The 26628-nt window shown below is 45.5% G+C and carries 20 protein-coding genes; 5 read left to right on the top strand and 15 right to left on the bottom strand.

The annotated features are described in order from the left end of the window. Nucleotides 1-8: 8 nt before the first annotated feature. Nucleotides 9-1124 (bottom strand): 4-phosphoerythronate dehydrogenase, encoded by a 1116-nt coding sequence (locus tag ACUJFK_RS06100; RefSeq protein WP_445426356.1) that lies wholly within the window; start codon nucleotides 1122-1124, stop codon nucleotides 9-11. Nucleotides 1125-1224: 100 nt separating this feature from the next. Beyond that, nucleotides 1225-2445 (bottom strand): beta-ketoacyl-ACP synthase I, encoded by a 1221-nt coding sequence (gene fabB / locus ACUJFK_RS06095; RefSeq protein ID WP_226749772.1) that lies wholly within the window; start codon nucleotides 2443-2445, stop codon nucleotides 1225-1227. A gap of 165 nt (nucleotides 2446-2610) precedes the next feature. Between fabB and mnmC the strand changes: the two genes are divergently transcribed. Beyond that, on the top strand, nucleotides 2611-4497 hold the full coding sequence (gene mnmC, locus ACUJFK_RS06090) for a bifunctional tRNA (5-methylaminomethyl-2-thiouridine)(34)-methyltransferase MnmD/FAD-dependent 5-carboxymethylaminomethyl-2-thiouridine(34) oxidoreductase MnmC (protein WP_445426355.1): 1887 nt from the start codon (nucleotides 2611-2613) through the stop codon (nucleotides 4495-4497). Between the two features lie 214 nt (nucleotides 4498-4711). Then, entirely contained in the window at nucleotides 4712-5047 is a 336-nt protein-coding gene (locus tag ACUJFK_RS06085; RefSeq protein WP_445426354.1) for a hypothetical protein, read from the top strand. A 7-nt stretch (nucleotides 5048-5054) separates the two neighbouring features. Here ACUJFK_RS06085 and ACUJFK_RS06080 read toward each other — a convergent pair whose 3' ends face one another. Continuing rightward, on the bottom strand, nucleotides 5055-5936 hold the full coding sequence (locus ACUJFK_RS06080; protein ID WP_226749769.1) for a flagellar protein MotY: 882 nt from the start codon (nucleotides 5934-5936) through the stop codon (nucleotides 5055-5057). 180 nt (nucleotides 5937-6116) lie between these two features. On the opposite strand from ACUJFK_RS06080, the gene rnt reads away from it, so the two are divergent. Beyond that, nucleotides 6117-6812: a ribonuclease T gene (gene rnt / locus ACUJFK_RS06075; RefSeq protein WP_445426353.1), complete on the top strand. Its 696-nt coding sequence runs from the start codon at nucleotides 6117-6119 to the stop codon at nucleotides 6810-6812. Nucleotides 6813-6914: 102 nt separating this feature from the next. Here the strand turns inward: rnt and ACUJFK_RS06070 are convergent, their stop codons facing one another. Then, on the bottom strand, nucleotides 6915-7253 hold the full coding sequence (locus tag ACUJFK_RS06070) for a Grx4 family monothiol glutaredoxin (protein ID WP_226749959.1): 339 nt from the start codon (nucleotides 7251-7253) through the stop codon (nucleotides 6915-6917). Between the two features lie 227 nt (nucleotides 7254-7480). Between ACUJFK_RS06070 and sodB the strand changes: the two genes are divergently transcribed. After that, complete coding sequence (gene sodB / locus ACUJFK_RS06065; protein ID WP_226749767.1) at nucleotides 7481-8065, top strand: superoxide dismutase [Fe]; 585 nt, start codon at nucleotides 7481-7483, stop codon at nucleotides 8063-8065. Nucleotides 8066-8217: 152 nt separating this feature from the next. On the opposite strand, the gene ACUJFK_RS06060 is transcribed toward sodB, so the two are convergent. Next, nucleotides 8218-9180, bottom strand: a complete 963-nt coding sequence (locus ACUJFK_RS06060; RefSeq protein WP_226749766.1) for a sensor domain-containing diguanylate cyclase — start codon at nucleotides 9178-9180, stop codon at nucleotides 8218-8220. Beyond that, nucleotides 9177-10196, bottom strand: coding sequence for a response regulator (locus tag ACUJFK_RS06055; protein ID WP_445426352.1), 1020 nt, complete (start codon nucleotides 10194-10196; stop codon nucleotides 9177-9179). The genes ACUJFK_RS06060 and ACUJFK_RS06055 overlap by 4 nt, the downstream gene beginning before the upstream one ends. Before the next feature lie 62 nt (nucleotides 10197-10258). Here ACUJFK_RS06055 and tpx point away from each other — a divergent pair, with 62 nt between their 5' ends. Then, on the top strand, nucleotides 10259-10876 hold the full coding sequence (gene tpx / locus ACUJFK_RS06050) for a thiol peroxidase (protein ID WP_445426351.1): 618 nt from the start codon (nucleotides 10259-10261) through the stop codon (nucleotides 10874-10876). Nucleotides 10877-10955: 79 nt separating this feature from the next. On the opposite strand, the gene adk is transcribed toward tpx, so the two are convergent. The 9 genes from adk to ACUJFK_RS06005 all read right to left on the bottom strand — a co-directional run bounded on the left by adk (nucleotide 10956) and on the right by ACUJFK_RS06005 (nucleotide 26560). Next, nucleotides 10956-11600, bottom strand: a complete 645-nt coding sequence (gene adk / locus ACUJFK_RS06045) for an adenylate kinase (protein ID WP_226749763.1) — start codon at nucleotides 11598-11600, stop codon at nucleotides 10956-10958. Between the two features lie 224 nt (nucleotides 11601-11824). Then, nucleotides 11825-13753, bottom strand: a complete 1929-nt coding sequence (locus ACUJFK_RS06040) for a methyl-accepting chemotaxis protein (RefSeq protein WP_445426350.1) — start codon at nucleotides 13751-13753, stop codon at nucleotides 11825-11827. A 127-nt stretch (nucleotides 13754-13880) separates the two neighbouring features. Then, entirely contained in the window at nucleotides 13881-15812 is a 1932-nt protein-coding gene (gene htpG / locus ACUJFK_RS06035) for a molecular chaperone HtpG (RefSeq protein ID WP_445426349.1), read from the bottom strand. Nucleotides 15813-15967: 155 nt separating this feature from the next. Beyond that, entirely contained in the window at nucleotides 15968-16570 is a 603-nt protein-coding gene (gene recR, locus ACUJFK_RS06030) for a recombination mediator RecR (RefSeq protein WP_445426348.1), read from the bottom strand. Nucleotides 16571-16572: 2 nt separating this feature from the next. Beyond that, nucleotides 16573-16899 (bottom strand): YbaB/EbfC family nucleoid-associated protein, encoded by a 327-nt coding sequence (locus tag ACUJFK_RS06025; RefSeq protein ID WP_226749759.1) that lies wholly within the window; start codon nucleotides 16897-16899, stop codon nucleotides 16573-16575. Between the two features lie 73 nt (nucleotides 16900-16972). After that, nucleotides 16973-19126: a DNA polymerase III subunit gamma/tau gene (gene dnaX, locus ACUJFK_RS06020; protein WP_445426347.1), complete on the bottom strand. Its 2154-nt coding sequence runs from the start codon at nucleotides 19124-19126 to the stop codon at nucleotides 16973-16975. 42 nt (nucleotides 19127-19168) lie between these two features. Beyond that, complete coding sequence (gene apt, locus ACUJFK_RS06015; RefSeq protein ID WP_226749757.1) at nucleotides 19169-19717, bottom strand: adenine phosphoribosyltransferase; 549 nt, start codon at nucleotides 19715-19717, stop codon at nucleotides 19169-19171. Between the two features lie 346 nt (nucleotides 19718-20063). After that, nucleotides 20064-23063 carry a TonB-dependent receptor plug domain-containing protein gene (locus ACUJFK_RS06010; protein ID WP_445426346.1) on the bottom strand — a complete coding sequence of 1000 codons (3000 nt, stop codon included), beginning with the start codon at nucleotides 23061-23063 and terminating at the stop codon, nucleotides 20064-20066. 503 nt (nucleotides 23064-23566) lie between these two features. Further along, nucleotides 23567-26560: a TonB-dependent receptor domain-containing protein gene (locus ACUJFK_RS06005; protein ID WP_445426345.1), complete on the bottom strand. Its 2994-nt coding sequence runs from the start codon at nucleotides 26558-26560 to the stop codon at nucleotides 23567-23569. Between the last annotated feature and the right edge of the window lie 68 nt (nucleotides 26561-26628).

Below are 26628 nucleotides of genomic sequence, written 5' to 3'. Positions count from 1 at the left end.
GCATCCTCTTAAATCTGACTATTAAAGCCCAATTGGCCAAGCCAGGCCGGTAAGGCCTGACCGACAAGCTGCAGCGCGCTGTATTCGCGCCGTGCGGGATATGACTTTCTTAGCCAGTCAAACCCATGTTGTTGCAGGTGTTGCCGCAATAAAGCGTCATCACGCCGCACATCATATAACATTCTTGCGACACTTTGGACATCCGGAAGCCCAAAATTAGCAGAAATTTGTAATTTTTCTACAGCAGGCCGAGGTAACAAGGCCGCTAATGCGATTTCTGGCGTGACTCCCAGTAACTCACAACAGCGTTGATACAGCATTTCAGTGCCGCGCGCTTTACCTTCAACACTGTGGCCAGCAATATGCGCGGTTGCGATATCACAGTAAGGCAATAACGCTTGTAGGATATCAGGTTCTTGCTCCCATACATCGAGGACTAAAGGGCGACGATGCTGTTGCTGCGCCGCTAATAACGCTTGGTTATCAATAACCCCGCCGCGAGAGGCGTTAATCAAGGCACACTGCGGTTTTAAACTGGCTAGCGTGGCATCATTAAACAGGTGCCACGTAGCATTGGGCCCTTGTTTTTGCATGGGGGTATGCAGGCTAACAATGTCGGCTTGCTGACAGAGTGTTGTAAAGTCGGTGTGTGGAAAATCCGGCTCTTGCGCTGCACGTATTGGGTCACAAAGTAAAACTGGGATCCCTAAAGCATTTAACGCCCGCGCTAAGCGCCCACCGATATTGCCTACGCCAACAATACCGACCGTTTTGTCGGTTAACTGCCATTGATAACGCTCGGCTAAACACCACATACTGCTGAGCACATATTCCACTACCGACTGTGCATTACAACCCGGCGCAGCACTAAACGTAATATTTTGACGCTGTAAGTAAGCCTGATCAATATGATCTGTGCCAATCGTCGCGGTCCCCACAAAACGCAACTGCTGATTGTCGGCGAGTAACGCAGGCCCTATTGGCGTGACTGAACGCACTAACAATATATCTGCCTGACTCAGTTGTGCAGCTGTTACCTTGCGCCCATCAAAGGTTGTAACCTCGCCTAACTGCGAAAAAAACTCATGCACTAACGGCATATTTTCATCAGCATAAATCTGCATTCATCAGCACTCCACTGGTTTTGACGTTAAGTGTAACAAAATTACACGGCTAACAAAGCAAAAGGCGCCATCAAGGCGCCTTTTAAATCAAACTATTAGCTTATTTTGCGTCGTTATAACGCTGTAACACTAAGGTTGCATTCGTGCCACCGAAACCAAAACTGTTCGACATCACCGTATTTAATACTGCATCTCGTGTTTCAGTCACGATATCTAAACCTTTGGCCGCATCATCTAATTCACCAATGTTGATCGATGGGGCAATAAAGTTATGCTGTAGCATCAGCATAGAATAAATGGCTTCGTGCACACCGGCAGCGCCTAAAGCATGGCCTGTCATGGCTTTAGTTGCACTAATAGCAGGCGTTTTACCGGCAAAGACTTCTTGGATCGCCCCTAACTCTTTGACATCTCCGACTGGAGTACTGGTGCCGTGAGTATTCACATAATCAATGGGTGCGCTAACATCTTGCATCGCCATCTGCATACAACGAATGGCGCCTTCACCACTGGGGGCAACCATGTCATAGCCATCTGAAGTGGCACCATAGCCGACGATTTCAGCATATATGGTCGCGCCACGCGCTAGCGCATGTTCTAATTCTTCAACCACCACAATACCGCCGCCGCCGCTGATCACAAAACCATCACGGTTAGCATCGTAAGTGCGCGACGCAAGTTCTGGCGTATCATTGTAACGAGAGGATAAGGCGCCCATGGCATCGAATTCCATCGCCAGTGTCCAATGCACTTCTTCACCACCACCGGCAAACACGATATCTTGTTTACCCAGTTGGATCAGCTCCATGGCATGGCCAATACAGTGCGCGCTGGTAGCACAAGCTGAACTGATGGAATAGTTAACGCCTTTAATTTTAAATGGCGTAGCTAAACAGGCTGAACAGGTACTCGACATGGTTTTAGGGACAGCATAAGGGCCAACACGCTTAACGCCTTTTTCACGTAATATATCCGCCGCTTCAACCTGTGTTTTAGAAGAAGCACCGCCAGAGCCGACGACTAAGCCGACGCGTGGATCTGAGATTTGCTCTAAACTTAAACCGGCATCTTCCATCGCTTCTTGCATGGCAATGTAAGAATATGCTGCAGCATCGCCCATAAAACGCATCGCTTTGCGGTCAATCAGGGTGGCAGGATCCAATTTAATGTCGCCCCACACTTGTGAGCGTAATCCCAGTGTAGCAAACTCTTCCGCCCGGCTAATGCCAGACTTGCCCGCTTTTAACGCGGCTAATACTTCTGCTTTATTGTTACCAATACTGGATACAATACCTAAACCGGTGATTACGGCTCTTTTCATTCTGTCTCCTAGACCTATTTATTTAGGCTCATTAAAAATTTGCGTCTTATTCTACGGCTTTTCCGCAAAAAACTGGTCTGCTTTCAGCGAACAGTTGTACTCTGTTTTCAATTTTGCTTGAGCCTGAGGTAAACTACAAGTTGAATTTTCTGCACAGGCTCCAGCATGCAACCTTTATCCAACGCTCGCATTCATTTTAATCAGCAAGGCGCCCCCGTTGCCAGCGACTTCGAAGATATCTATTTTTCTGATGAAGGCGGCCTTGGCGAAACAGATTACGTGTTTTTACAGCAAAATGGCCTACCCGAACGCTGGTTACATCAGAGTAAAAAGTATTTTCATGTGCTGGAAACAGGTTTTGGTACGGGTGCCAATTTTTTAGTTTGTTGGCAACGTTTTCAGCAATTTCGAGCCCAAAATCCAAGTGCACCCTGTCAGCGTTTATATTTTAGTAGCGTGGAGAAATTTCCGATCAGTGCCACCGATCTGCAAAAGGCACTGGCTTGTCATCACGAGTTAGCCGAATTTAGCCAAGCATTATTAAAAGCTTATCCGCCTGCGGTAGCAGGATGTCATCGCTTAGTGTTTGCTGAGGGCCAGGTTATTTTGGATTTATGGCTAGGTGACGCTAATGATTTATTACCCCAATTCCCGACAGACCACCAGGTTGATGCCATTTTCTTAGATGGTTTTGCGCCCTCAAAAAACCCTGAAATGTGGCAAGTCAGCTTATTTGAGCAACTCTTTCGGTTAGCCGCTCCTGAATGCACACTGGCCACCTTTACCTGTGCGGGGATTGTAAAACGCGGCCTGCAACAAGCGGGCTTTCAGATTAAAAAAGTTAAAGGCTATGGCCGTAAACGCGAAATGCTCACCGCTACTGTACGGACAGAACACCAGCTAGAAAAAGCCCACAGCATAAGCCAGCGAGCGGCTGCCATTAGTCATATCACCATTATTGGTGGCGGTTTGGCAGCACTTTGCAGCGCAGCCGCTTTACTAAAGCGCGGTATCAAGGTGCAATTACTTTGTGCGGATGCGGATGTGGCGCAGCGTGCCTCGCACAATCGTCAAGGCGCGCTTTATCCCAACTTAACAGTACAACCGACGGTCGCCTCGTTGCTGCACTGCCACGCCTTTCATTATGCCAAACAGTTTTATCAGCATTATCATGAACTGGGATTAGACTTTCCGTTGCAGTTTTGCGGCATGCTACATCTCGCTACCACAACGCATTTAGCGACGCGCCAGCAAAAGATGGCCGCGAAGGCGAGCTGGCCAAATGACCTGGTCAATTTTGTCGATGCCGCAAAGGCATCCACCTTAGCCGGCATTGCCTTGCAGCACAGCGGCATATTCTTGCCAACAGCTGGCTGGCTGGGCCCTCAAGCATTTTGCCAAGCAATGCTAGCTCATTTGCAGCAACAACAGGGGTTTGAAGTGCGATTTAATTGCGATGTCACCGCCTTACACCCCTTGGCAACAGGCTGGCAAATCGAAACGGCAGAGCATACTTTTAACGCCCAGCATTTACTGGTAGCAACCGGTGCCGATATTGGTCAGCTCGCACCACTGGCCGCATTACCTGTTAATCGTGTCCGGGGGCAAGTGAGTCATGTTCAGGCACCAGAGATCAGTCAGTTACGCACTGTGATCTGTCATAAAGGCTATCTCACGCCGGCTTGGCAAGGCGAGCACAGTGTCGGCGCAACCTTTGACCGTGATGGTCAGTTCGCTCAAACAACCACAGAAGATGATCAGCAAAACATTGCCGAGTTACAACAGCAACTGGGGCAACCCGCTTGGAGTTCGGCCATAACGGCCATTTCAGCAAAGGCAGCCTTTCGCGCTACCGTACCTGATCGTTTACCTATAGTCGGTCAGATGGCGGCGCTGAAAAACCTATGGGTGATGACAGGTTTAGGGGCTCGAGGCTTATTATACGCACCGCTATTGGCGGAATTACTCGCCTGTCAATTGGCGGCAGAACCGCTACCGCAGGGCAGCCATGCGATAGCACAGCTGGCTGCTAATCGCTTTAACAAAGGCTAGTGTTGCAAGATAAAGCAAGTAAAGACGCTTAAGTTCAGCTTGGCCAAGGCGTCTGTGCATTATCATAAAAAATACTCGCAATAGCCCGATCGCGCTAGTGAAACCCAGCCGCGCAGCAGGTACCTCTGGAAATACTTCGTCGCCAGTAGTAGTCAAAGCAGCGGAAACTTTGCTAAGGTTAATCAAGCTATTACTGATTAAACAAGGAAGCCTTATGCGAAGTTGGATTGTCACCCTAGGTTTGCTGCTCAGCGTCAGCGCAGGGCAATTAGCCGCTGCACCGGCTTTTCAGCAGATACCGCTGCCAGATGATGCGCAAGAAATGGCCCGTCTAGAAACAAAGATGCCGGCGGTATTGCATTATTTTAGCCAACAAACTCAGCAAGACTTGTTACTGTTTTATATCACTGCTTTAGGCGAGCCTAATCAGCAAAAAACCTTAGCAACGCAAAAGCAATTGTATTTCTTTCGCGAACAGCAGCAGATCCGCGTGGTAATTGCCGAGCGTAATGGCTGGCGTGAAGTGTCTGTGATGGTTCAGGGCCGCTAGGCCCTGCTTAAGGTTTTGCCATTTGTAACACGACACGACGGTTAACCGCTCGGCCTAATGAGGTTTCATTCGCGGCCACATGCCGACGCTCACCGAAACCTTCGATTTGTACTTTATCTTCAGTAACCCCAGCAGCAATAAAGAATGCTTTAATCTTTTCAGCTCGCTGCACCGACAATTGTTCGTTCATCCAACGTCCGCCATAGCTGTCGGTATAGCCTTGTAACTCTATCGATTCGATTTCACTATCGTACTTAAGATATTCCGCTATCTGGGTTAAACGTCGACGAGATTCTCGGCTGAGTTGATCGCCGCCACTCTCATAACTTAGTACCGTAAAGGCAATATCATCAAAGCTGTAAGGTAATAATGCTGCGATACAATGACTAAAGGCTTGGTATTGTGCAGGAAACTGCACGGGGTTTAACGCGGCCACCACTTTATCGTAAGGGCTGTACCAATCGGCGTAGTAAAACGTTGGGCTAAACCCCTGCTCTAACTCAGTGAGTAAGGTCCAAGCCACTTTTTTAGGCAGATCACCGTTAAATTGCTTTAACAGCTTCATACTGGCCACCGCTTTGGTTTTTTCACCCGCACGCCATTGCGGTGGTACCGACATCACTTCGGCGAGATCGTAATTATCTGGCAGGCGCAACATGCTCAGTTCAAAATCCATATTCAACGCTTTACCGGCTTGGCTACGAAAAATCGCTTTACCAAAATTGGGGATCTCATGCTCTAGCTGACACTGCAATGGCGTATTTTTACTTAATAACCAACTAGATTGCTCAATGCTGGCAGAATATTGACGCCATTGTGTTGACGCCGCCACACAGGTGAGTGCAGTCAAACTCAAGCTAGTACAAAAAACATAGGCTAAAGCACGCATAGGCTTAGGTTAATCCCTTTAATTTATCGTTTAATCACAGCAAAAGACGCATCTGCAGCATAACGTCAAACCGCGCCCTTTGAAAAACTAAGCAAGCATTGTGCCTAACACAAGACCTAAGCCGTATTTTTTGGCATAATAGCGCCATCTTTGGTAATTGACCTATCTGTGAACGCAACGATGCCCGCTCAAACCTCTTCCTTATTGGCTCGCCGTTTTCGCGGTTACTACCCTGTAGTTATCGACATCGAAACGGCTGGCTTTAATGCTCAAACCGATGCCATGCTAGAAATCGCCGTAAATTTACTGACAATGGATGAAACAGGCCAACTGCTCCCGGGCGAAACGCTGCATTTTCATGTTGAGCCGTTTGAAGGCGCAAACCTTGATGCCAGCTCGTTAGCCTTTAATGGTATTGACCCTTTTAATCCGCTTCGAGGCGCGGTTCATGAACGCGAAGCCATTGGTGAGATCTGTAAAGCGGTACGCAAAGCCCAGAAAGCCGCGGGCTGCCAGCGCTCAGTTATCGTGGCGCACAACTCAGCCTTTGACCAAGGCTTTTTTAATGCCGCGATAAACCGGCTAAATTATAAACGCTCGCCGTTTCATGCTTTTGTCTCTTTTGATACCACCAGTTTAGCCGCGCTGGCATTAGGCCAAACCGTATTAGCCAAAGCCTGTGCTCAAGCTGGCATAGCCTTTGATGCGAAAGAGGCTCATAGCGCATTGTATGACACCGAACGCACCGCAGAATTATTTTGCTATATCGTCAATCGCTGGCAACAACTCGGGGGCTGGCCACTGGCTGACGCCTTAGCTGAAGAATCAACCGATGCTGAGAGTGATGCCTTAACTGCGCCAACAGACGAAGCCTAGGATTAAAGAGTAAAAATGCAGAAGGATGTAACAAAAACAGGTTATTAGCTAAATCGCGAATAACATTGAAGCGGCCAACGAGGCCGCTTCGCATGCGGGCAATTATTCAGCGCTGGTTTCTTTTTGGCGCGCTGCCGCGTCTTTAATCAACGGCTGTAATTCAGCACGTTGAAACATTTCTAATATGATATCGCAACCACCCACTAATTCACCTTCTACCCATAACTGTGGGAAAGTTGGCCAATTGGCGTATTTTGGTAATTCCGCCCGAATGTCAGGGTGCTGCAGAATGTCCACAAAAGCAAATTGCTCACCGCAAGCTATCAGCGCTTGTGACGCCTGGGCAGAAAAACCACAGCTTGGGAATTTTGGTGATCCTTTCATAAATAACAGGATCGGGTTTTCAGCGATTTGCTGTTTGATTTTATCTAGCGTTTCCATAGTGTCCTCACGGTTTAACATGACTGTGTCAATATTTTACCCTGTATTAGGCCGCCAAGCACTTGAGTTTTTCAGAAAGAACCCAATATCTGCTAAACAGATAAAAATGTCCCGGCAGCAGCCGAGTGGCAAAGCCCAATCGCTCAACGAATAAACTTGAGTATTTTAGTCAGGTTTTGTAGTCTAAGCGATGCAGACACATTTAACAACGTGAACGGAGAGCAACAATGGCCTTTGAATTACCAGCATTACCTTATGCGAAAGATGCGTTAGCCCCACATATTTCTGCGGAAACTTTGGAATATCACTACGGCAAGCATCACAATACTTACGTCGTAAAATTAAATGGTTTAGTTGAAGGCACACCATATGCCACTCAATCGCTAGAAGAAATCATTCGTTCAAGTGAAGGCGGCGTATTTAACAACGCAGCCCAAGTTTGGAACCACACTTTCTATTGGCATTGCTTAGCACCAAATGCAGGCGGCCAACCAAGCGGCGCGTTAGCTGATGCCATCAATGCAAAATGGGGTTCATTTGATGCTTTTAAAGCGGCATTCAACGACAAAGCCGTGAACAACTTCGGTTCAAGCTGGACTTGGTTAGTGAAAAAGGCTGATGGTAGTTTAGATATCGTCAACACCAGCAATGCTGGCACGCCAATCCAAGATGCAGCAGTCACGCCGATCATCACTGTCGATCTGTGGGAACACGCTTACTATATCGATTACCGCAATGCACGCCCAACTTACTTAGACGCCTTCTGGGCCCTAGCTAACTGGAACTTCGCTGCAGAAAACTTCGCTAAATAATTTTTAAGCATTTTTTCGCTCAATACCCAGCTTCGGCTGGGTATTTTTTTGGTTTGTATTTTGATTTCATCAAACTGCCGTCGTGTAGCCCACAAAAGCTAGATTTACACGCATCAAGCCGGTCGCGTTATTAGAATAGGGTTGCTCAACACTCAGGCTTTAAAAAGTGTCACTTGGTTACGTCCATTTTGTTTGGATTGATATAAGGCTTTGTCTGCGGTTTCAATCCACTGTAGACAATTTTGGATGTTTACATCTCGTTCCACCAAACCGAAACTCATCGTCACTTTAATCAGCTGCTGATTATACATAATGTCGAGTTGTTCAATCTTTCGACGCACTCGTTCGGCTAAATATTGCGCCTGATCGGCGGTGGTATCGAGCAGTAAAATTGCAAATTCTTCACCGCCGTAACGCCCGGCAATATCGGTTGTCCGCAAACTTTTACGAATCACATCGGACACCTTTTGGATAACCAAGTCACCAGCGGCATGCCCGAAGGTATCATTCACTTTTTTAAAATGATCGATATCACACATAATTAAACTGCTGTGATGTTGCGGATAACGCTGCAAACGATCAAACTCCAGTTTTAAGTGCTCTTCCCAATTACCGCGATTACGTATTTGCGTTAGGTAATCGGTACTGGATAACTCACGAAGTTGCTGATTAGTTTGCTGTAACGCTAATTTGTTAATTGCGGCATCGGTCACATCGTAAATCATAAAACACAGATGGCTAACCTCGCCGCGACTATCGGTGATTGGAAATATCGTGCTGTTTTGATACATATAATCAGCGTTGCCAGTAATGGGACGATAATTATTAAAACGAAAAATATATGGACGTTGTTCCCAAATGGTAAAGGCGCGATTTTTTAACAGAAACACCGGATCGCACTTACGTCTTAGCCAGTCTTCATCAATTTCCGGAAACAAATCAAACAAATAATGTTCACGCACTTGACGTGGCGTTAGGCCGCTATGGTTTTCCATAAAACCGTTCCACAGTTGGATCCGATAATCTTCATTAACAATCACCAACCCAACATCCACAGTTTGTAACATGTCCATCAGCCAATGAATATCTGCTATGCCAGCACTTTGCTCTGTCATAACGCATCATCCATTAAAAAAGCGAGTTTATAATTCAAGGTTTTCAAACTATCCTCAGTAAACAGCAGTAATAAATCACAATTAATATTAAAATTTTCAATGCCGTAACTTAATTCTATTGTTAAGGTGGTTTTCCAACGCTTTGAATTCGCTTTAATTAACTCATTAATCGCGGCGTGTTGGCCCAGCACCACCGGGTGCCCTTGGCTAAAAGTGATATCAATTTGCTCTGCGATGCCTTTAAGAACAGCACCAATTAAGATATTCGCAATATCCATCAATAGCTCTAATTCGACAGTGCTATTCATTTCGCCATGATAATTCAGCAAACGGGCAATATCAGCAAAACTCGAGTCAGTCAGAATTAACAACGCCTCACCAGCCACACCACTCCCGATAAACCCTTGGCAAATAGCCGAATTTTCACTGTTCGGATCAATCGACGCCAATGCCATCGTCAACTCACTGACTTCAATCACATTAACATTTGGGATTGGTAAATTAACAAACACATTCAGCAAACGTGCCAGTAAATCCCCCGCTTGGCCCATGGCGACATTGGCAACCTCTTTCATCACATCACGCAATTCATCATTGAGTTGTAAAGTATCGACCACTTTTGGGGCGTCGCGCAGCTTTGGCGTGAGCGATAACGCCGCGTCGTTTATGGGCAAAAAAGCTGATAATTCAACTGCACTTAAGGGTTTTTTTAAGAATGCCTTCGCACCTAAGGCCATTACCCGTTCGTGCGCCTCAGGCTGCACATCACCAGAGATCACAATAACCTGCACTGGTAATTGCAATTGATTTAGCTCAGCTAGCACCTGATAGCCATCCATTACCGGCATATTTAAATCAAGCAACAACCAATCAATCGACTGTTTCTTTAAGGTGCTAAGCGCATCAGCGCCGTGTCCGGCAAAATAAATGTTGGGTTGCCAATCCTGTGGTAAGATTCTAGCCAGTTGCTTTCTAGCCAGATTAGAATCATCACAAATCAAAATTGCAGGCGTCATAACTTTCTCGCATTGCAGCAGTTAGTCTTATCATAACGCTGATTAACCATTGGAGCAGCAAAATGTTTTTAAAAACCGCGAATAGAAATAATCTACTTATAGCACTTTGCCTTACTTTTGGCAGCTTTTCAATTCAAGCCATCGACATCACCGAAAAGCTCCCAGCGCGGGTGAGCGCCGTAAAAGCCGGTGATCAGCAAGTTATATTATTAGGTAAGCCGTTAATTACGGGTAAAAAAGCGCCTGATTTTAGAGTAGTCGATAACAACTTTAAAAAAGTCAGCCTAGAAGATTTCAAAGGTAAAACACTGATGATCAGTGTAGTACCCAGTATTGATACCGGTGTTTGCTCATTACAAACCAAACGTTTTAATGAAGAAGTAGCTAAATTACCGGAAAACGTCGTGCTACTAACCATCAGTGCTGATCTGCCTTTTGCCCAAAAACGTTTTTGCCAACAAGAACAAGTAGAAGCGATGGCGGTGCTTTCCGATGCGGTGTGGCGTGATTTTGGCAGTAACTATGGTTTACTGATTAAAGATATGGGCTTGTTAACACGCGCTATTATTTTAATCGACAATAAAGGCAAAGTGGCTTATCAACAATTAGTGCCAGAACTGGCCCAAGAGCCCGATTATGCAGCGGCACTGGCGGCGTTGCAGCAGCTTACGGCGTCTTAATGTTGCGCTAACCAAGGGATTAAAAATAAAAAAACCGGCGTAGCCGGTTTTTTTATGCGTCACTGGGCAAGATAGGCGATTAATCTAGCAATGTTACCAGTTGCTGACTCACCGCATCGACTGCCTGAGTACCGTCAATATGGTGATATTGCGTTTCACCGCGGGCCGCAGTTTCACGATAATAACCCACTAATAATTCCGTTTGCTCATGGTAAATCGCTAAGCGTTTACGCACGGTTTCTTCTAAATCATCCACCCGTGTCACTAACTCTTCACCCGTTTCATCATCTTTACCGGTCACTTTCGGTGGATTATAGACTAAATGATAAACACGACCTGAAGCGGGATGCACACGGCGACCGCTCATGCGCTCGACGATAACATCATCTGGCACATCAAATTCAATAACGTGATCCACACTAATACCGGCATCTTTCATGGCATCAGCTTGTGGAATAGTACGTGGAAAGCCATCTAATAAGAAGCCATTGGCACAGTCTGCTTTTGCTACACGCTCTTTTACTAAACCGATAATTAATTCATCCGATACCAGCTGTCCAGCATCCATAATCTTCTTTGCAGCCACGCCGAGTTCTGAGCCCTCTTTAATCGCCGCACGTAACATATCCCCAGTTGAGATCTGTGGAATACCATATTTGCTCATTAAAAACTGTGCCTGAGTTCCTTTTCCGGCGCCAGGGGCCCCTAACAAAATTATGCGCATAACGATCATCCTCGTCTTTTGGGATCAATTTGTAGTTTTTGTCAGGCTTGATCTTTGCATAATGCGCTCTTTGAAACAAGAAATTTGTCAACTGGTGCTACCTGAAACAGCGGTATACCTAGCCTTTAGTCGATAGTCTAGCCAAAGCCGCCGTTACAAGGTGTTATCACTGAGTAAGCAGATTAAGTGACAAGATTTTCAGCGGCTTTCTGGCCATTATCAGACTAAAGTCTGAAACGCTTTACTAATTCTTGTAGCTGCTCGGCTAGCGTGGATAAAGCATCACTGGCCTGCGAAGATTGCTGTACGTTCAGGTTAGTTTGCTCTGCCACATCACTAATCGAATGAAAGTTTTGATTAATATCATGCGATACCACGGTTTGTTGTTCCGTTGCGGTCGCTATTTGATGCGTAGTGGCGCTGATCAGCTCAATAGCCTCATTAATTGATATTAAAGCCTGTTCGGCGCGAGTCGCGTTTTCAGCTGTTTTTTGTGCATTGTTTTCACTGTTTACCGTCGCGTTAACGGCTTTTTCTGTGCCGCGTTGCAGTTTTTCAATCATCTGCTTGATTTCAGTTGTAGAGTCTTTAGTACGGCTAGCCAGTGTTCGAACTTCATCCGCCACAACCGCAAAACCTCGACCACTTTCGCCGGCTCTGGCGGCTTCTATAGCCGCATTGAGCGCCAGCAAATTAGTTTGCTCAGCGATACTTTCGATAACTTGTAAAATACTGCCTATCTGATCGCTATCCTGTTTTAATAAACGAATAATAGCCGCTGCCGAACTGACTTCTTTAGATAGGTTGGATAAATCAAGTACGGTGTTACTGACGACTACTCGACCCTGCTTACTTTGCTGCTCAGCCTGTGTGGCCGCCTCGGCTGCTTGCTGGGTATTCCGTGACACGTCTTGCAAAGTACTGGTCATTTCATTCATGGCAACCGCAGCACTGCTAATTTCAGTGCTTTGTCGCTGCATTCCGTCGGTGGTGTGCTGATTAATTTGCGCTAACTCTGTAGCTGCTGCCGCTACCTGATCAGAATAATGTCCTACTTCACCGAGCATTTGCCGCAAGCGTTGCTGCATCGTGGCGATAGACGCTAATAAACTGCTGTTATCACCTTGGCTTAGTTGAATTGACGCAGTAAGATCGAACTGTGATACCTGATGTACCATTGCTGCGGCATACTCAGGTTCGCCGCCTAAAATACGAGTTACGCCTTTTACAATAAAAATACAAATATAGGTCGCGATGACCATGATGAATAGTGCAGCCATTAGCAAGGTGTAAAACATATTGTTCACTTCGGCTAAGGCTTCTTGTTGCCGGCTTTCTACCACAAGGCTCCAGCCAAGCATAGGAATGTATTGATAGCTACCAATCACGGCCGTTCCCGCCGCATTTTGATATAATCCGGTGCCACTTTGCTGTTGTCGAGCTGCCGCTGCGGCCTGCGTTTGTAGTGGATCTTTATTGTTAATTGATGCCGCCGGCGATAAAGCAATACCGGCCGTATCAAGCAAATATATTTCGGTATGCTCGTTAAGCTTGAGCTCATTGACCTTACTAAAAATGGCTTCTAGCTTAACGGCACCGCGCATAACCGCCACAATTTGATTATTTAGCCGGATAGGAATAGCAACCGTACTGACGGTTTGACCGGTTGCACGGGATACCACAGGCTGTGAGAATACATCCTGACCGCTAACCGCCTGTTTAAACCAAGCGCGATCAGCTACGTTAAACGCGGCATTTTCAGCAGACGATAACACCTTGGCTTGGCCATTACTAAAACTGACCCCCGCCTGACCAATTCCGTCTAACCCAACCACAAAGATGGTGTCATATACACCTGAGTTTTGTGCCAGTTGTTGCATCAATTGCGTGGCTAATGCTAAATCTAATTGTTGGATACTCGGCAACGTAGCCAACAAGCGCATCTCATCTTGGCGCACTAATAACCAATCGGTAAAAACGTCAGCGTTCGAACTAGCGGCACTTCTTAATGTTGTTATTTCATCTGCGGTTTGTGAGGATTTATATTTAACGAAGACCAAACTGCTTAACGAGACAATCCCAATCAAAAATACACTAACAATAATAACCGTTAAACGTACACCTAAGCCGAAACTACGCCAAAAAGTTGTCATACTACACCTATAAGCTTTCTTTTTTTATGGCTGTAAGTATAGCTGTAAAAACCGAAACTTTCTCAATAACAATAAGCTAAAAAAATGACCGCCTAAGCGGTCATTTTAAACGAGCATTTAACAGTGGTTACTTTGCCAACGCTAACAGTAACCCGTTTAAACGGGTTACGAAGCCCGCTGGGTTTTTCAAACTCCCCCGTTCGGCCAGTAAAGCTTGATCTAACAACACCTCGGCCCATTGCTTAAACTGCTGTTCATCTTGCTCTTCCGCAATATGCTTCACCAGTTGATGTTCTGGGTTCAACTCGAAAATGGGCTTAACTTCAGGTACTTTTTGGCCAGCAGATTCCATCAATTTAATCATCTGCGTGCTCATGTCATACTCATCCGTTACCACACAGGCTGGGCTATCAGTTAAACGATGACTGACTTTCACGTCTTTAACTTGATCGCCTAAAGCTGCTTTAAAACGCTCCGCTACCGTGGCGAAGGCTTCTTCAGTTTTTTGTTGTGCCTGCTTGGTTTCCTCATCATCTAACTTAGATAAATCTAAACCGCCTTTAGCGACTGAACGCAGCTTCTTACCATCAAATTCAGGTAAGTGTTGCACCAACCACTCGTCAATTCGATCAGAGAGTAATAAAACCTCGATGCCCTTTTTGCGGAACACTTCCAGGTGTGGGCTGTGTTTCGCAGCCTCAAAACTATCGGCAACCAAGAAATAAATATCATCTTGGCCTTCTTTCATTCGAGCCACATAATCGGCTAATGCCACGTTTTGCTCACTGCCCTCATTTTGAGTGGAGGCAAAACGTAACAGGGCAGCGATTTGCTCTTTGTTGTTATGATCTTCAGCCGGACCTTCTTTTAGCACTTGGCCGAACTCATTCCAAAAACTTTGATATTGCTCGGGATCTTTAGCCAGCTTTTCTAACATCTTCAAAGCACGGCTGCTGCAGCCTTTGCGCAGGCTTTGGCTGACTTTATTATCTTGCAGAATTTCACGAGACACGTTTAACGGCAGATCGCTCGAATCTAACACACCTTTAATAAAGCGCAGGTAGCTCGGCATAAATTGTTCAGCATCGTCCATAATAAACACGCGCTGCACATAGAGTTTTAAACCATGCTTAGCTTCACGGTTCCACATATCAAACGGCGCTTTTTTCGGCACATATAACAAGCTGGTGTAATTCGAGTTACCTTCAACTTTATTATGGCTCCAGCTTAATGGCTCACTCCAATCGTGTGAAATATGCTTGTAGAACTCTTGATACTCTTCATCTGAAATATCAGATTTATCTCGTGTCCATAACGCAGTGGCTTTGTTAACCGCTTTCCAGTGGCCTGGCGTTGCCGCGATAGTTTCACCGTCTTCTTCACGCGCCTCAGTACCTTCTTCCCACATTTCTACCGGAATAGAAATATGATCGGAGTACTTAGTTACCGTACTTTCAATTTTCCAACGGCTTAAAAATTCGTCTTCACCTTCGCGTAAGTGTAAGGTAATTTCAGTACCACGTTCATTTTTAACAATGGGCGCTAAGCTGTAATCACCTTCGCCTGATGATTCCCACTCTACGGCACTGTCTGCAGCCAAGCCGGCCTTACGGGTACGCACGGTGACTTTGTCCGCAACGATAAAAGCAGAATAGAAACCTACACCAAATTGACCAATTAACTTCGAGTCTTTGCTTTGATCACCGGACAGTTTAGAGAAAAACTCTTTAGTACCTGATTTCGCAATAGTACCCAGGTGCGAAATCACTTCAGCTTCATCCATACCAATGCCGTTATCGCTAATGGTTAGGGTACGTGCTTTCTCGTCAAAACTGATTTGTACACGCAGCTCGCCGTCATTTTCATACAGGCTGCTGTCTGAAAGGGCTAAAAACCGCAGTTTATCTGCCGCATCCGAGGCATTTGACACCAATTCGCGTAAGAAGATTTCTTTGTTTGAATACAGCGAGTGGATCATCAGTTGCAGCAGTTGCTTAACTTCCGCCTGAAAGCCATGGGTTTGTTTCTGGCCAGACTGGGTGGCAGTGGTATCAGTCATTTGGTGAGTCCTCAACAAAAATAATATAAGTGCGACAACAAGTACGAAGTACCTGCCTTTTCATCAAAGGATATGGGGGTTAACAGTAGGAATTCAAGCGTCGATTTTTAGTCTACTTAGCCACGCTAACGGTTAAGTAGACTCTTTACGCTGGATTAAAAGCTTTTACGGCCACTAAAGGCGTGCGCCAAAGTGGTGCCGTCGATATATTCTAACTCACCGCCAAAAGGCAGTCCTTGTGCTAAACGCGTGACCTTACAACCGTATTTCTGACAAAGCTCAGCAATATAAAAAGCTGTCGCCTCACCTTCAACCGTGGGATTGGTTGCCAAGATTAACTCAGCGAGTTTACCTTGAGCTAATTGTGCCGCTAATGCATCGAGGCCTAACTCTGCTGGGCCAACGCCATCTAAGGGAGACAGGTAGCCCATTAATACAAAATAACGCCCTTGAAACTGCCCAGTATGCTCTATTGCAAGTTGATCCGCAGCAGACCCTACCACACACAGCACATCGGCTTGTTGTCGCTTCACATCACTGCAGATGGCGCACAGGCTATGCTCAGAAAAGGTACGGCATTGCTGGCATTGCCCTATCCCTTCCATCGCGGCCACTAAAGCCGTGCCCAGCCGAGCGCCACCGCTACGATTACGCTCGAGTAACTGAAAAGCCATGCGCTGGGCCGATTTTGGCCCAACACCAGGTAAAACGCGCAAGGCTTCAATCAGTTGCTGTAACAGGGGCGTTAACTTCGCCATAATTAGAACGGCATCTTCATACCTGGCGGTAATTGCATGCCACCAGTTACTTTCGCCATCTGCTCTTTATTGTTTTCTTCGACCCGGCGCACGGCATCATTTAATGCTGCAGCCACCAAATCTTCTAGCATTTCTTTATCATCACTCATCAGGCTGTCATCGATAGTCACTCGACGCACATTGTGATTGCCGGTCATGGTCACTTTAACCAAACCCGCGCCTGATTCACCCGTGACTTCCATTGTGGCGATTTCAGCTTGTACTTTCGCCATTTTTTCTTGCATGGCTTGCGCCTGCTTCATGATATTGCCCATGCCACCTTTAAACATACTCTATCTCTCTATTTTGTGGATGTGGAAATTGTTGGCGACAAGATAAATACTCGCTCAACAAATTACAAGGTTAATTCACCTGCAAGGTGTCAAGTTGCAGCTCTGCACTAAATATCTGTTGAATGGCTTGCAGCTTGGGATCTTGTTGCAACAACCGGCTGACATAGTCTTTGCGTTCATGTTCTATTCGCTGCTGGATCGCTAACGGACTGGCATTAATCTCTGCTAAGTATTGAATCTCTAACTGAAAATTGGCAGGAAATACCGGGCTAATTGCCGCATACAGCTTTTCACGAAAATCGCCCTTGTCCAAATGTTGCTGCGATTGGGCTACCTGCAATTGCACTTGTAGGCCATTTTGCTGCATAGCACTATGTAATAAATATAAACGTAATAACCCCCCAATCGATAGCTGTTCGATTAAGCGCGACCAGGCATCGACCTGAGCGGCAAAACGAATAGAAAAACGTTGCTCGTCAAGCTCATCGGTATCATTACTGGGTAAAACATCAAATTGCTGTTGCTGCCACCATGCTTCCGTTAACGCTTGTTGCTCAGCAAAACTAACGGTGTCATCTGCAGTGGCACTATCTTCATCGTCATGCTGGTGTGAACGGGGATCTAACTTTGCAGCAGGCTCGGATACTACCGCAGTGGCTTGTTGCGGTTTTGTTGTAACAGCAATGGCGGATGGCGGCGTATTTAAACGTCGAGGTAATTCAGACTGAGGCAGCGCCATCGGGCGCTCAGGCTTTTTTCCTGCGACTGTCTCCACCGCTGGCGGTGCTGCCGTCACTTGCACCCCACGCCGAGCCATAATACGCGCGGTTCCCTCATCTATCGCCGATGCTACTGGAGTAGCGCTATGCTTATCAGGCGTGGTAATCGGGTTATTGCCTAAGGCCGTGTTAGGCATTGTAGCACTGGCGATTAACGTTTCTGTTGGCGCCGAGGCTATTGCCGCCGCCTCAGTGGGTTGGTGTGGTTCAGCTGCCGCAGAGGTTACCTGACTTGGCGCAGTAACGGGCGCCATAGCGTGTGGAGAAATTGGCGCAGCCATTACGGCTGGGCGTGCCTGAGGTGTCGAGGCGGCTGGTGTTGATAGCGCTTGCGTTGGCGCCGAACTTTGCGGCTCTGTGCGGCTAGCGGGTACAAAGGCCATGGCCCGTAATAACGCCATTTCTAGCCCGACCACCGGCTCTGGTGCAAAAGGGAGCTCCTTTTTGCCACTAATTAACAATTGATAATACAACTGCACCGCCTCAGGCGCTAAATGCGCAGCCCAGTAACGGATCATTTCGGCTTGTTCAGATAAGTCTGCCGCAGCAGGCTGCAGTTGTGTTAGCGCGGTCAGATGCAACAGCGACAACATATCATCTAACACCTGCTGATAATCAGACTGTTGACTTAACAGTTCTTGTAACGCCTGCTGCAGCTGCGCCATATCGGCGGCTAACAGCGCACTCAGTAAACTTACAGCAAAACGGGTATCTAATAAGCCCAACATCTGACGTACGGTTTCGACGGTAAGATTGCTATTACTTAGCGCAATAGCTTGGTCGGTTAAACTTAACGAATCGCGTAAACTGCCTTTGGCCGCCTTGGCTAAGGCGGTGAGCGCAGCCGCTTCAAACGGGATCTGCTCGGCAGCAAGCACTTCTGCTAAATGCTGCTCAATTTGCACCGGCGTCAGGGCTTTTAAACTAAATTGTAAACAACGCGAGAGGACCGTGATGGGTAACTTTTGCGGATCAGTCGTTGCGAGCAAAAACTTGACGTGCGGCGGAGGCTCTTCCAGGGTTTTCAATAAAGCATTAAAACTATGCCGCGACAGCATATGCACTTCATCAATCAGGTACACTTTAAAACGACCACGACTGGGTGCATATTGCACGTTATCCAGTAGATCGCGGGTGTCTTCAACCTTAGTTCGAGAAGCCGCATCAATTTCGAGCAAATCAACAAAATTGCCGGCATCAATTTCTTGGCAAGCACTACACTGGCCACAAGGCGTTGCGGTAATGCCCGTTTCACAATTTAAACTTTTGGCAAAAATACGGGCGATGGTCGTTTTACCGACACCACGGGTGCCGGTAAATAAATAAGCATGATGTAAGCGACTGCTGGTTAGGGCATTCGCCAACGCGGTTTTTACATGCTGTTGCCCTACCAACTCACTAAAATGACGTGGCCGCCATTTTCTTGCTAAAACCTGATAACTCATGCCCGCTTTCCTGCACCTAACATCACAGTGCCTAGCCTAAACTTATTCGCCTTGATACTCAACCAAACTGCAAAGTTTCAAGCCTAAGGCTTCAAGTCTTGCCACGCCCCCTAATTCAGGTAAAGCGATAACAAAGGCCGCATCTTCAACTTGACCGCCTAAACGACGCACTAATTGCACGGTAGCATCGATAGTACCGCCAGTGGCTAGCAAATCATCAACCAATAACACTTTATCACCTGCAGCGATGGCGTCAGCATGTAATTCCAGTGCATCTTGGCCGTATTCTAAGGTGTATGCCTGCGAGATGCGTTCGCGAGGTAATTTGCCTGGTTTACGCACAGGCACGAACGAAATACCCAACGCATAAGCCAAAGGCGCCCCAAAAATAAAACCGCGAGATTCCGTACCAATAATCTTAGTAATACCTTGCTGCTGATAATGCGCCGCAAAAGCATCAATCACTTTTTTAAAACTGGGGCCATCTTGCATTAAGCTGGTAACATCCCGAAAAGTAATGCCAGGTTTCGGGTAGTTTTCTACCGTTTTGATCACGCGCTTCAATTCTGCTGCTAATGCTTGATAATCCATTGCTTTACCCTTGTATTAAACCGATAAAAAAGCCGCCCGAGTGGCGGCTATCTGGAAAATGCAAAACTGCATTAACCCAATAACTGTACCCAGCGTAAAATTGGCACTAAACACAGCAAACTTACAAAAACAATTACAAATATCAGTATCTGTTTTGCATTCAAAGAGTCTTTAAAGTTTTCGTCAGCCATTTATTTCTACCGCGCAAAAGTTGATTCAAATCAAAACTGGCGCTTATGGTAATGAATTTATGCCTATTTGAAAAGCATTAGGCTTGAATAATCACAAAAGAAAAGCCCCGCAAAACGGGGCTTTATTCAAACTATTACTAATTCGCTAGCGCAAATTAGAAATCGTAAGACATGTTCAAGAATGCACGACGGCCAATGAACTCATACTGAGAGTAAAGTATAGAGTTACCCGCAGTACGCACACCTGCTGGAGAACCTTGTGGTGGCTCTTTGTCGAACAAGTTAGCAATACCGAAGGTCACATCTACACCATAGATATCTCTTTGTACTGAAGCAGAGTGTAGGATGTAAGTGGGTGTTTCAGCGATGAACGTTGAAGCCTGACCACGGTAAGTCGTCTGGTTACCATTCGCGAAGTATTTGTAATCGTCTGTGCCTGAAACATAACGCATGTTCCAAGTGTAACGCCAGCCGTCACGATTTAACGTGGTGCTTAACGTTCCTACGTGCTTCGGATCACCTACGTCACCAACATATTGTTGTGGATCGCTATCAGCAAACTGCTTGAATGAACGCTCAAACTGAACCGTGTGATCTAAGCGAATACGTAACGAACCAAAATCAAAATCATCTTGGTAAGTTAACAAGAAGTCAGTACCACGGACTTTTTGTTGTGCTACGTTAACATAACCACCATATACAGTATCAATACCATAATCACCTGAGGTACCATCACGACGAGTAAATTGACCACAGAACGGATCAGTTGGGAAACTATCAGAGGTATAACATAAGTTTAATACAGCACCGCCACCTAAGTTAGACACTTGCTTACTAATGACAACATCGTAATAATCTGCTGAAAAACCAAATTTATCTTCCGGGCTCTTCCAAACAATACCGATACCTTGAGAGATGGAAGTTTCTGCTTCTAATATACCTGCGCCACCACCGGTGATAGAAGTCATAGAGCTACCTGGATTAACATAAGTTGCAGGTACGCCATCTGCTTCACAATTTGCTGCTATGCGAGGGTCTAAATTACCTTCAGCAAAACGTTGTGACCAGTTTAGACATGGATCATTACCATTTTGATTTAAGAAACCGGTTTGTCCCTCTAAATAAAGCTCAAATAGTGCTGGAGCACGGAATGAAGAACCACGAGAAGCACGAACTTGGAAACCGTTACCAATAACCCAGTTTGTAGATACTTTAAACGTTGAATCAGAACCGTAAGTAGAAACATCAGTCCAGCGGCCAGAAGCGGTGATATCTAAGCTTTCGGCTAAGAACATATCACGTAAAACTGGCACAAACACTTCACTGTACACTGCACGAGTATTCGCTGAACCTGCGGTAATACCCGCACCAGTAGAACCCCACAAGTTGCCTGCTAAAGTGGCTTCGCCTGGCACGTCATTAATCGCATCTTGCTGGAATGAAGCACCGACCGCAGTACTGATCATACCGGCAGGCAATTCAAACAAGTCACCAGTGATATAACCGTCGATGGTTGATTGACGATAAGTCGTTACACCATAGTCAATATCAAATAAGAAGTCTTTAACGGCTTGTGACTGATTACCATTGATGTGATCTGGGCTTAACCAATCTACCAGAGTACAAGCTTTACCAGAAACTGGCGATACTTCACCGACACATGGACCACCGTATACAGCATTTTGTGCCATGTTCATTGCATCGAATAAAATAACTTTAGTATCGTAAGAACCCTTGTTGTAACTGTTTTGGAATGACACATCCCAGCTCCAGTCACCTAAGGAACCTTCAAGACCTAATACATAACGGTTATAGTCAATCGTAGTTTCGCCGCCTGAATGGTCAGTCATGGCAACAGGCATATAACCTACAGCATCACCACCCCAACCATCGACTGTGCCACCCCTAATGAAACGACGGCCAGATAATTGCGCAGTCCAGAATTGACGGAAGCTATTAATTACAGTCTTACGTTGGCTGAAAATAAACTCAGAATAAGCTGAAATATTATCAGTTAAATCATAATCACCCATCATAAACACAGAAGCGACTTCGCTTTCTGGGATCATCGTTTGTAAGTTTTGGAATGGGTGATCAGCATCTGCCCAACCGTCTGTTTCTTTATCGTAAGAAACAGGGTACCAACCGTTTGGTACAGAAATATTATCAGAACCCGGTATGGTAATTAAACTGTTAAACGTTGGGCGGTTATTGGCAGCGAAAAAACCATCATAGTCATACTGAGCTTTAACACCGCCTCTGAAGTTTGAAGCACCGCCTGGGTTAGAAACACCTGGCGTATAGTTATAAATCCACACACCGTATTGCGAAGCACTACAGTGGTAATCACCGGTACGTGGATCAATAGGATCAGTACGCTCACCAGGGTTAGCTTGGCTGTAGAATAAACGCTGGTTACAATCGAAGAAATCACGATCGCCACGCGCTAACTCAGTTTGCAAGTTATAGTCAGCTACCACGCGGAATGAACCACGGTCAAAGGTTTTGCCGTAAGTTGCATTTAAACGATAATTTTCACCGCCAGATTCAAATGGCTGGTCAAGGTTAACAGTAACGTTAGAACCATCGCCTTTTTTGGTGATGATGTTGATAACACCGGCTACTGCGTCAGAACCGTATAAAGAAGACGCACCGTCTTTTAATACTTCAATACGCTCTACCGCAGATAAAGGAATTGAGTTTAAATCGAAAGCAGCAACTTGACCGCGAGTACCCGCAGGGCCAGCACGACGGCCGTTTAATAATACTAATGTGCGGTTAGCACCTAAACCACGCATAGAGATTGATTCGTTACCCGCACCACCGGCAGTGACGAAACCAACAGATAATGCTGAGATTAATTGGCTTGAGCCAGCAGCAACAGTAGAAGTACGCAGTAATTCACCTAAAGTACTTAAACCTTGGTCTTTTGCTAATTCAGTGCTGATAATAGTAATAGGAGAAGCGCTATCTAAACCATCAGTGCGGATGCGCGAGCCGACAACCTGAATGCGTTCAGTTTTTTCATCTTTTTTTGCTGTTTCGTCTTCTTCAGTTTCTTGCGCTGAAACAGAACCGGCAAATGCCAATGTTGTTGCAGCACCGAAAACCATTGCTAGCCGAACTGCTTTGCTTAGCTTGTTATTGGTGAACATATTTAACTCCCTGGATGACTCTTCAGAGTATCTCGTTGTTTTTTGTAGTCAGTCACATCTTTATGTGTGTCTGCTGAGAATCGCCCGAATACAATCTCGGTACAACACTGCCCGATAATATGCAGCAAAAAAATTCAGGTCAAGATTAAAAGCATGTTATTAGTCGCAAAAATTGAACTTTTTGACACTATTTCTTTTTATGTGTTAACAAAACAATACAGCCCACAAAAAACAAATAAAAACAAACATTTCAGCATCATTAAATTTACATCCAGCACTCTTAACAGCATTTTTGGCTTCTAAATTAATTAGAAAGATTTAGCGAAAGTTTATGAAATAAATAAAAATCATTCTTCAGTTAACTCATAGTCAACCTTGCAGATAGCTTTACAAGTACCCACTGCCGTTACTTGCTCAATAAACATGATACTTTTTTCATTGATGCAAAAAAAAACCTCTGACAATTGTCAGAGGTTTTTATTAACCGAATAACTTACGCAATATTAATATTTCAGAGAAATACCAAAACGGTAAGTACGGCCTAACATGTCATAGTAACCTGGGAAAGTGTTACCGTTGTTCACTGAAGTACTACCTGCTTCACCACCAACGACTGGCGCGTCACGGTCGAATAAGTTATCTACACCGAAACGGATAGTCAGGTTTTCAGAAGCAACATAGCTTGTGGCTAAGTCGAAGTAGCTGAATGAACCAATTTGACGGAAGGCTTCAAAAGTAGCAGCTTGTTGCGCAGTTTCACGCTCGATTGAACCTAAGTAACGCCATAACAGTGATACTGACAGGTCATTCATGTTCCAAGTAGTACGTTGTGTCGCTTTAATTTCGTGCTGTGGGTTACAGTTAGTACCGTAGAAACCATTACAATCAATCACTGACGATACTGGTGAGCTTAAGCTCTTCACTTCTAGATACTTGTTGATGTTACCCGCAAAATCCAACATACCCATATCACCTAAATCAAAACCGAAGTTGAAAGCCGCTTCAACACCGCGAGTTTTGATATAAGACAGGTTGGTGGTATAGGCTTCAACACCTGCACCAGGGATGTTTAATGAACCACCGATACGCGTGATTTGCGCACACTGTGCGGCATTACCAAGCTCATAACAGCCATCTAAGATTTCTTGAGCAGTGTTTTCACCGATGTAACCATCAATGTTGATGTCATAGTAATCAACAGAGAACATTGCACGTTTAATAGAGTCAAACTCTGGGCTCCAAACAAAACCTACTGTTGTAGTATTGGCGGTTTCTTCGTTTGGTAAACTATCAGGGTTAGAACCTGACAGAATGTTGATCTGACCAGATACGATATCATTAACCTGACCAACTTGTGCTGCAGTTTGGCCTGTTGAAATACACAGAGCACGTAACGTCGCACTGATATTCGGGTTAGATACTGAACATGGGTCTAAATCAGCGTTATCTAAGTTAGTGGTTAATGGCGCATACAACTCACCTACGTTAGGTGCACGCGTTGCTTTTTGCTTCATAACACGAACTAACAACTCGTCAGTTGGACGGTAAGCTAAACCTAGTTTCCAGCTGCCTGTTGCGCCAACAGTGTCGAAGTGAGAGTGACGGTAACCGAACTCTAACTCAAGCAGGTCAACCAGTTCTTTGCCTTCAACTAGTGCTAATTTACCTTCGCCGTATAATTCATTCACTTTGAACGAACCACCAACAGGTAATGAGTTACCGCCTGCGCCACCTAAACAGCTAGTTGGTGCAAGTTTCAAACACTCATCTGGGTTGAAGAATGCCGATTCTTCACGATACTCATAACCAAAGCTCATGGCTAAAGGTGTATCAGCAAATGGAGAAACCACAGCATCAATTGGACCATCGATTACTGCAGAAACAACACGTTGTTGATAAGCCGTTGTAGAGAAAGCCGTTGCTGAAGCATAAGCTGCCATTTCTGGCGTAATAGTACCAAAACCACCAAACAGGTTAATTGGCACACAACCAGCGCCGCCGGTGTTACAGGTAGTGGTGCTTGAAGCGTTTAATGCGTTAGCAATGTTGGCAACGTTAGTATAACCGGCGTTGGTATTTACACGGTTCGTTTCACCGTGTTGTAAAGACACATCGTATGCCCATGAGTCATTGATAAAGCCTTTTACACCACCGATTAACTGGAACTGATCAGTATTGAACTCAGTTGAACGGGGGCCAAGCTCCACTGTACGACGGAAGATAGAAAGTAACAATGAGTCAGGGGTATCAACTACACCGTTATTGTTGCCATCAATCCATGTCGTTAAACCAGGACCGTTTAACTGGCTGATGCTGTTATTCGCTGCAGTTACTAAAGCGCTACGAGCTTGATCAGAGAAAAATGGGTTAGCAACTGGTACCATAAAGGTATTACCGAAAATACCTGATGGAGCAACTTGTTGTAATACGTTAGTATTTGTAAAGTTGAATGAGCCGTATACAGTTGTATCATCATTGATGTCCCAATGCGCAATAGCAGTACCGCTAAAACGCTTAGAAGGTGTTTGATAATAGTTATACGGGTTGAAGTTAAAGGCCGAACATGTTGGGCCAATCACTAGAGAACCGTCATCACGGAATTGACCGCTGGTGCCTGTGGCGCCAACAATACCTACGCGTGTTGGGATTGTTGTACCGCTACCACCACCTGGTGCTACTACGTTTGGCGCGTTTTGGCCACATAATGGCTGTGTTGGTGGAATAGGTGCAACACCTTGTTGGAAGTTAGATAAGTTACCGCCAGACGCAGTAGAAATACCATAATTACCTAAAGTACGTTGACCTAATAATAATGGGTCACGGTCATAGTAACTGAAAGAAACAACGGCGTTACCTTTATCATCGTCAAAGTTGCCACCGATGGTTAAAGCAATGTTATCTGTAAAGGCATCGGCTTCAGCCGTTCTTGAATGGCCTGCATCTAACTGCACACCTTCAAAATTCTTTTTCATGATGAAGTTGATTGCACCAGAGATTGCATCAGAGATTGCATCAGAACCGTAAACGGCTGAAGCACCACCAGTAACCACTTCTACACGGTCGATTAGTGCAGTAGGGATAGTAGAGGTATCTACGCTACCTGCAGTGTTGAATGGCACAACGCGCTTGCCATCAACCAAAATAAGGTTACGGTTTGAACCTAAGCCACGTAAACTGATAGTGGCTGCGCCGCCTGTACCGTTGTTCACGTTACTGTTGTCACCTGGGACTGCGCCAGGTAATACACGTAGTACGCGTTCAATTTCAGGTTGTTGTTGTTTTTCAATTTCTACAGCATCAATAGTGTTGATTGGGCTGGTAGACATTGCGTTTGCACTTCTGATACGGCTACCCGTTACAGAAATACGTTCAACTTTTTCTTCTGCTGCTGGTGTTTCTTGTTGAGCGAATGCAGCACCAGAATACATAGCAACTGATGACGCACTCAAGAACAAAGCAAGACGCACTGAGCCCGAAATTTTATTAGTGGTAAACATGGTGTTCTCCCTGGATCACATTGGGTGTGATTCTGTGTATAAGCTTTATCCTGACTTTTGAAAAAGTT

This window comes from Alishewanella sp. HL-SH06 (genome assembly GCF_052656265.1).
This window is presented reverse-complemented; position numbering and strand designations above follow the sequence as displayed.